Annotated in this window: 8 protein-coding genes; 5 read left to right on the plus strand and 3 right to left on the minus strand. The window is 66.9% G+C overall.

From position 1 onward, the window contains the following. Positions 1–71 precede the first annotated feature (71 nt). The 5 genes from tsaD (at position 72) to E3C22_RS22560 (ending at position 4415) form a co-directional block, all read left to right on the plus strand. Positions 72–1205 carry a tRNA (adenosine(37)-N6)-threonylcarbamoyltransferase complex transferase subunit TsaD gene (gene tsaD, locus E3C22_RS22540; RefSeq protein ID WP_134764139.1) on the plus strand — a complete coding sequence of 378 codons (1134 nt, stop codon included), beginning with the start codon at positions 72–74 and terminating at the stop codon, positions 1203–1205. Beyond that, complete coding sequence (locus E3C22_RS22545) at positions 1202–2182, plus strand: NAD(P)H-dependent glycerol-3-phosphate dehydrogenase (protein ID WP_134764140.1); 981 nt, start codon at positions 1202–1204, stop codon at positions 2180–2182. The genes tsaD and E3C22_RS22545 overlap by 4 nt, the downstream gene beginning before the upstream one ends. Positions 2183–2285: 103 nt before the next feature. After that, complete coding sequence (locus E3C22_RS22550; RefSeq protein ID WP_134764141.1) at positions 2286–2576, plus strand: YciI-like protein; 291 nt, start codon at positions 2286–2288, stop codon at positions 2574–2576. A 1-nt stretch (position 2577) separates the two neighbouring features. Continuing rightward, positions 2578–3015, plus strand: coding sequence for an EVE domain-containing protein (locus E3C22_RS22555; RefSeq protein WP_134764142.1), 438 nt, complete (start codon positions 2578–2580; stop codon positions 3013–3015). A gap of 1172 nt (positions 3016–4187) precedes the next feature. Then, positions 4188–4415: a DUF3072 domain-containing protein gene (locus E3C22_RS22560; RefSeq protein ID WP_134764143.1), complete on the plus strand. Its 228-nt coding sequence runs from the start codon at positions 4188–4190 to the stop codon at positions 4413–4415. Between the two features lie 78 nt (positions 4416–4493). On the opposite strand, the gene E3C22_RS22565 is transcribed toward E3C22_RS22560, so the two are convergent. From E3C22_RS22565 to cbbX, 3 genes are all read right to left on the minus strand, one after another. Beyond that, positions 4494–5639 carry an endonuclease/exonuclease/phosphatase family protein gene (locus tag E3C22_RS22565; protein ID WP_134764144.1) on the minus strand — a complete coding sequence of 382 codons (1146 nt, stop codon included), beginning with the start codon at positions 5637–5639 and terminating at the stop codon, positions 4494–4496. 123 nt (positions 5640–5762) lie between these two features. Continuing rightward, positions 5763–6449, minus strand: a complete 687-nt coding sequence (rpe, locus tag E3C22_RS22570; RefSeq protein WP_134764145.1) for a ribulose-phosphate 3-epimerase — start codon at positions 6447–6449, stop codon at positions 5763–5765. Then, complete coding sequence (cbbX, locus tag E3C22_RS22575) at positions 6446–7537, minus strand: CbbX protein (RefSeq protein WP_134764146.1); 1092 nt, start codon at positions 7535–7537, stop codon at positions 6446–6448. The genes rpe and cbbX overlap by 4 nt, the downstream gene beginning before the upstream one ends. Positions 7538–7835 lie beyond the last annotated feature (298 nt).

The raw sequence follows: 7835 nt of genomic DNA on the forward strand, positions 1-7835 counted from the left end.
GACGGTTGGCATCGGCGCCGCGCTTGGCCTATCTCCGGGGTCGACCAACGCAGCCAGCGAACGAGACCCGAGTGCCGCCGACCGAACCGCCTTTTTCGCCGCCGGGTGCCCTTGCCGGCCAGGGACGGCTCGTTCTCGGCATCGAGACGAGCTGCGACGAAACCGCCGCGGCGATCGTCCGCCGGTCCGCAGACGGCCGTGCCGAGATCCTCTCCAACACCGTGCTGTCGCAGATCGAGGAACATCAGGCCTTCGGCGGCGTGGTGCCCGAGATCGCCGCGAGGGCCCATGTCGAGGCGCTCGACGGCATCATCCGCGCGGCGCTTGCCGACGCAAAGGTCACGCTCAGCGATGTCGGCGCGGTAGCGGCGACGGTCGGGCCGGGCCTCGTCGGCGGCCTCCTCGTCGGCGCGATGACCGGCAAGGCGATCGCCAGCGCCCGCGGCCTGCCCTTCGTCGCGGTCAACCATCTCGAGGGCCATGCGCTGTCGCCGCGGCTCTCCGACGCCGTCACCTATCCCTATCTCCTGCTGCTCGTCTCCGGCGGCCACAGCCAGATCCTGCTGGTGCGCGGGCTCGGCGACTACGAACGCTGGGGCACCACCATCGACGATGCGCTCGGCGAGGCCTTCGACAAGACGGCGAAACTCCTTGAACTGCCGCATCCCGGCGGGCCGAATGTCGAGAAGATGGCGGCGGCCGGCGATGCGAAGCGTTTCTCCCTGCCCCGGCCGATGAAGGGCGAGGAGCGGCTCGACTTTTCCTTCTCCGGGCTGAAGACGGCGCTTCGCCTCGTCGCCGAAGCTCATGCCCCGCTCTCCGACCAGGATGTTGCGGATCTTTGCGCGGCGTTCCAGCTCGCCGCCGCCGAGACGGTGGCCGACCGGATCCGCCGGGCGCTGAAGCGGTTTCGCGCCGTCTTTCCGGACCTTGACGAGCCTGTCCTCGGCGTTGCCGGCGGCGTCGGCGCCAACCTGGCGATCCGCGCCGCGCTCACCGCCGAATGCGAGGCGGCGGGCGCCCGTCTCGTCGCGCCGCCCCTCGATCTCTGCTCCGACAACGGCGCGATGATCGCCTATGCCGGGCTCGAACGCCTGGAGGCAGGGCTGACCGATCCGCGCGATGTCGCGGTGCGCTCGCGCTGGCCGCTCGACGAGAAATCCGCGCCGCTGGTCGGCCATGGACGAAGGGGAGCCAAGGCATGACCCGCATCGCCGTTGTCGGCGCCGGCGCCTGGGGCACGGCGCTGGCCGCCCTCCATGCCCGCGGCGGCGAGACCGTCGCGCTGCTCGGCCGCGACGCCGAGACCATCGCCGCGATCGCAAAGACGCGCGAGAACCCGCGTTACCTGGCTGGCATTGCCCTCCCAGCATCGATCCGCGCGACCATCGATCCGGCAGAGGCGCTCGCGGGCGCCGATCTCGTCCTGCTGGTGGTGCCGGCGCAGAGCCTTGCCGACGCTGCCACCGCGCTGCGGCCCTATCTTGCCGCAGAGGCCACCCTCGTCCTTTGCGCCAAGGGAATCGCCCGGGAGACCGGCCGGTTCATGTCCGAGATCGTCGCGAAGGCGCTGCCCGATCACCCCCTGGCAGCGCTCTCCGGCCCGAGCTTTGCCAGCGACGTCGCCCGCGGCCTGCCGACGGCAGTGACGGTGGCGGCGGGAGACGCGGCGGAAGCCGACGGGCTCGCCCGTCGCCTCTCGACCGAAACCTTCCGCTGCTACGCGTCGAGCGACCTTCGCGGCGTCGAGGCGGGCGGCGCGCTGAAGAACGTCCTGGCGCTCGCTGCCGGCATCGTCGCCGGCCGGGGGCTCGGCGCCTCGGCCGAAGCGGCGCTGGTCACCCGCGGCTTCGTCGAGCTCCGCCGTCTCGGCGAAGCGCTCGGCGGCCGGCCGGAGACGCTGATGGGCCTTTCCGGCCTCGGCGACCTGGTGCTCACCTGTTCGTCGCCGCAGTCGCGCAACTTCGCCTATGGCGCAGCGCTCGGGCGCGGCGACGATCTGAAGGGGTTGAAGCTCGCCGAAGGGGTCTTCACCGCCGCCATTGCCGCAAGGCTCGCCGAGGATGCCGGCATCGAGGCGCCGATCGTCCAGACCGTGTCGGAGGTGCTCGCCGGCGAGCTTTCGGTGGACGAGGCGGTGCAGCGGCTGCTCGCAAGGCCGCTGAAGCGCGAAGCCGGTTGAAAGCCGCATCGTCCCGCGATAGCTCGTAACCCTTCCCGCCCGCCGCGGCCGGGCCGAGCCGGCCCTTGTCCGCAGCGGCGCCCCTGCGATTGAGGAAAATCCGATGCTCTATGCCGTGATCTGCACCGACAAGCCGGGCCATCTGCAGGTCCGGCTGGACACCCGACCCGAGCACCTCGCTTATCTCACCTCCCTCGGCAAGGTGCTGAAATTTGCCGGCCCCTTCCTCGGCCCCGACGAGAAGCCGACCGGCTCGCTGCTGGTGGTCGAGGCCGACAGCCTCGATGCGGCGGAAGCGATCGCCGCCGGCGATCCCTATGCCAAGGCCGGCCTGTTCTCCAATGTCGCAGTGACCCGCTGGAACTGGACCGTCAACAATCCGGATGCCGCGTAAGATGCGTTATTGGCTGTACAAGTCCGAACCCTCCGCCTGGTCGTGGGACGAGCAGAAGAAGAAGGGCGACGCGGGCGAGGAATGGACGGGCGTGCGCAACCACCAGGCCCGCAATTTCATGCGCGAGATGAAGCTCGGCGACCGCGGCTTCTTCTACCACTCCAACGAGGGCAAGGCGGTGGTCGGCATCGTCGAGGTGGTGAAGGAGATCCACCCGGATTCCACCGCCGACGACCCGAAATGGGAGTGCGTCGACATCAAGGCTGTGACCGACGTGCCGGAGCCCGTGACCCTCGATGCGATCAAGGCCGAGCCGAAGCTGAAGGACATGGTCCTCGTCAATAATTCCCGTCTCTCCGTCCAGCCGGTGAAGGACGAGGAATTCGCGGTGATCTGCGAGATGGGCGGCGTCGACCCGAAGGCGGTGATGAAGGGGTGATCGGCCGCCCATACCGTGCTTCGCTTCGATCGGGAAGCAGCGCTGGAATGAATGGCCGCCTGCCCCTCCGCTTCATCATGTTCGGGCCCCGTCCCGAGAATCCAGGAATCGTCGGGCGGCATCGATGAAACGGGGCGCGATCGACGCGTCCGGTGAATTGGCAGCTGCCCCTGGATTCTCGGCACGGCGGCCGAGAATGACGCAGTTTCGATGCGCGCGCCCCAGCTTGCCTGCGATGTGCAGCGTCAACGATGCTTTTGGCGCGCGCCTTTCCGCGTGGTCGTTCTCGGGAGCAGCCTCAGCGACAGATCCGGCCGCCAGCCCCTCCGCGTCGTCATTTTCGGGCCCCGCCCCGAGAATCCGGGAATCGTCGGGCGCCATCGATGAAACGGGGCGCGATCGACGTGTCCGGCGAATTGGCAGCCGCCCCTGGATTCTCGGCACGGCGGCCGAGAATGACGCAGTTTCGATGCGCGCGCCCCAGCTTGCCTGCGATGTGCAGCGTCAACGATGCTTTTGGCGCCCGCCTTTTCGCGTGATCGTTCTCGGGACTGCCGTACAGCCTCGATGACAGATCTGGCCGCCAGCCCCTCCGCGTCGTCATTCTCGGGCCCCGTCCCGAGAATCCAGGAATCGTCGGGCGCCGTCGATGAGACGGGGCGCGATCGACGCGCTCGGCGAATTGGCAGCCGCCCCTGGATTCTCGGCACGGCGGCCGAGAATGACGCGGTTTCGATGCGCGCGCCCCAGCTTGCCTGCGTTGTGCAGCGTCAACGATGCTTTTGGCGCCCGCCTTTTCGCGTGGTCGTGCTCGGGAGCAGCCTCAGCGACAGATCCGGCCGCCAGCCCCTCCGCATCGTCATTCTCGGGCCCGGTCCCGAGAATCCAGGAAGCGTCGGGCGCCATCGATGAAACGCGGCGCGATCGAGGCGTCTAGCGGATTGGCAGCCGCCCCTGGATTCTCGGCACGGCGGCCGAGAATGACGCGGTTTCAATGCGCACGGCCTCGCTTTCCGGCGCTCCGCGGCATCAGCGGCGTGTCCGCTGGCAGGGACTCATCGCAGCAGACCGGACGCGCCTGACGGCGGCGCGGCACTCCCGCCGACCGCCGTTCGGAACCAAAATCCGGACGGAACATTTCCAGAACAAAGAACGCTTTCCGGAGACCCATCATGAGCAATCTCGACGCCAAGACCGCGCCCTCCTCGAACACCGAGAAAGACCCGGCCGAATGGACCACCGGCGGCGAGCCGATGACCGGCGCGCAGTCCTCCTATCTGAAGACGCTTTGCGAAGAGACCGGCCATCCCTTCGACGAAAGCCTCACCAAGGCCGATGCCTCGAAGCTGATCGACCGTCTGCAAGGCCAGAGCAAGCGGGTGAGCGACGCCGAGAATTGACCGGCGGTAGGGAGAGCGGTCGCTCCCCTGTTTGTGTGGGCGGGCCGCTTCCCGCCCGGGCTCGCGTAACCGGCCTCTTTACAGATCGATATCCACCCACAACAGATGATGGTCCGATGCGGCATGCAGCGGCGCCGTCAGTTCGGGATAGACGTCCCAGCGCGGCGGCCGGCTGCCCGGCCAGGCACCCTTGCGGAAAATCCCGCCCTTCTCGATCCGGCCGAACAGCGCCGGCGAGAGGAGCATGTAGTCGATCTTGTCGTCGTCATTGCCGAGACCGAAAGTGCCGATGCCGCGATTGCCGTTGTCGGCCCGGAATTCAAACTCGGTGAATTTCTCGCTGGTCGACGCGTCCTTCAGGTCCGTTCCCTCGATCAGCGGCTTCAGCTCCTCGCTGTCCGGCGTGTCGTTGAGATCGCCGAGGACGACGATGTTGTCGATCCCCTCGTCGCGCAGCCGCTTGTAGTAGCCGGCGACAGCCTTCGCCTGGGCGAGGCGCTGGGCCTGCGAGGCAGGATCGTTGCCGCCGAACTTGCTTTTGAAATGGTTGACGAGAAGGACGATCCGGTTCCCCGACGGTGTGACAACCGTGTATTCCGGGCAGTCGCGGCTGAAGACGCGCTCGCTATTCGCCATCAGGTCGTCGACATGGCTGCGCATCGAGACGATGTCGTAGCCCTCTCTGGTGCCGATGGCGACGTCGATGCCGCGCTGGTCGTTGCCGTCGATCAGCATGACGTGGGCATAGGGCACTTCGAGGTCGAACTTCTTGGCCATGAAGTCCTGGAACATGGTGAGGACGGGACGACTTTCCGCCTCCACCACCCCGATGACGTCGGCCTCGATCTCGAAGATCACCCTTGCTGTCAGGATCATCGCCATCTCGTCGACGGGTTCGGTCTTCAGCTCCACCCAGCCGACCCAGTCGCCACGGCCATTGGCGACGATCTCCTTCGGCTCGCTGCGATCGCGCGGGCGGCGGATCAGCCGGCCGCGGATCTTCCGCAGAAAGGCAAATTCGCCCTCGTCGCGGTTGAGGAGGCCGAGAACGCCGAGCAGCTCCAGCATCCGCGTTTTGTCTTGATCGGAATAGTCCTCCTTTTCGAACAGCTTCGAGAGCTCGGCATAGGCGTCGATGATCTCCTGATGCGGCCCGTGATCGTCGACGTTGAAGACCTTGGCGCGATCGAACAGGTTCTCGACATTGTAGCTGGCAATCCGCATGGCGACCCTCCCCGGTCAGAAAAGGGGATCGTAGCAGCGCTCATGCAACGCCGGATGACACCAAAGCGTGTTCGAAAACTCTGGGTTATTCGTCGGAAGATCGTCCGCTCGAAGCAGGCAAGATCACGCGGCTTTCGGCAGCGCTGACGCCGCCGCCTCGCGGATCGCCGCGATGTTGAGCTCGTAATGTTCGGGCGTGCCACCCCTGAAGACGGCGGAGCCGGCGACCATCGCATTCGCCCCCGCCGCGACGACCAGCGGCGCGGTCTCCGGCGTGATCCCGCCATCGACCTCGATGTCGATCGGCCGGTCGCCGATCATCGTCTTCACCCGGGCGATCTTGTCGCAGACGGCGGGGATGAAGGCCTGGCCGCCGAAGCCGGGATTGACGGTCATCAGCAGGATGAGATCCAGCCGGTCGAGGACGTATTCGATTGCCTGTTCGGGGGTCGAAGGATTGAGCGCCACGCCGGCGCGCTTGCCCGTTGCCCTGATCGCCTGCAGCGAGCGGTCGAGATGGGTGGTCGCCTCGGCATGGACGGTGATGATGTCGCAGCCGGCCTCGGCGAAGGCCTCGATGTAGGGGTCGCAGGGCTCGATCATCAGATGGCAGTCGAAGACCTTCTTCGAGGCTCCGCGGATCGCCTTCACCACCGGCGGGCCGAAGGTGATGTTCGGCACGAAATGCCCGTCCATCACGTCGAGATGGATCCAGTCAGCCCCCATCCGGTCGATCGCCGCCACCTCCTCGCCGAGGCGGGAGAAATCCGACGACAGGATCGACGGCGCGATCACCAGCGGGCGGGTCATGGGCGGTGCTCCTCTTTCTCCGGCGCCGCATGCCCCGTTTCGGAAGCCTGTGCGGGATGGCCATGTTCGGCGCCCTCGCCGGGCTTTTGCCGGAACACCCGGCTCGCCGCAATGTCTTCCGCCGCGATCTCCGACAGCGCTGCGGCATCGAGCGGGCCTGCGGCGCTTTCGAACAGCCGGTTGGCCTGGCGCAGCCGGGCCCGGTCGAGGGCATTGCGGATGGAACGGGCATTGGCGAAATGCGGCTGCGCCCGCCGCTGTTCGATGTAGCTGGACAGGATCGTCTTCGCTTCCTCGGTCAGATGATAGTTCTGCCGCTCCAGCATGCCGACGGCGATCTGGTGGAGTTCGGCGTCGGTATAGTCCGGAAAGTCGATGTGGTGGGCGATGCGCGAGCGGAAACCGGGATTCGATTCGAAGAAGCGGTCCATCCGGTCGGCATAGCCGGCAAGGATCACGACGAGGTCGTCGCGCTGGTTCTCCATCACCTGCAACAGGATCTCGATCGCTTCCTGGCCGTAGTCGCGCTCGTTCTCCGGCCGCCAGAGATAATAGGCCTCGTCGATGAACAGGACGCCGCCCATCGCCTTTTTCAGGATGTCCTTGGTCTTCGGGGCGGTGTGGCCGATATACTGGCCGACGAGGTCGTCGCGGGTGACCGAGACGAGATGGCCCTTGCGGATATAGCCGAGCCGGTGGAGGAGGTGCGCCATCTTCAGCGCCACCGTCGTCTTGCCGGTGCCGGGATTGCCGGTGAAGCTCATGTGCAGCGTCGGCGTCTCATGGGCGAGGCCGAGGCGGCGGCGCGCCCGCTCGACGAGCAGCAGCGCCGCCGTCTCGCGGATGCGCTTCTTGACGGGCTTCAGGCCGATCAGCTCGCGGTCGAGTTCCTCCAGCGTCTCGCGGACGCCGGCCTCCTCGTATTCGCGGCGGAGATCGACCGTGGTGGGGGGCGCGGCGGCGGACGCTTCACCGGATGTCTTGGCCTCCGGAGCGCCGCCCGACGAAGCGGCGGCACTGGCATGAGCTGCCGCCGCGTCGAGCGCTTTCGGGTCGGAACTTTTGCCCAACTGATCGAGATAGCTCATCGAATGACCTCCCGTTGAATGGTTGCCGGGTCGACGCCGCGACCTTCGCGCCCCCCTCTGCCTGCCGGCATCTCCCCCTCAAGGGGGGAGATCAGGCTGTCTCGATCGCCCCGCTGAATCGGCAGAGGCCGTCCGGAATCTGCGAAAACGTGGCGGCAAGATTGCAGCGGGGTCGATCTCCCCCCTTGAGGGCAGGTCTATCGCATATGGCGAATGAGATCGAAGAAGAAGCTTTCGTCCCATCCGGCCTTGAGGAGTTTTCGTCGCATGGGGGTCTTGTCGGGATGCAGTCTGGCGA

Origin of the sequence: Jiella endophytica (assembly GCF_004519335.1) — a bacterium.
In the GTDB taxonomy this organism is placed as follows: domain Bacteria; phylum Pseudomonadota; class Alphaproteobacteria; order Rhizobiales; family Rhizobiaceae; genus Jiella; species Jiella endophytica.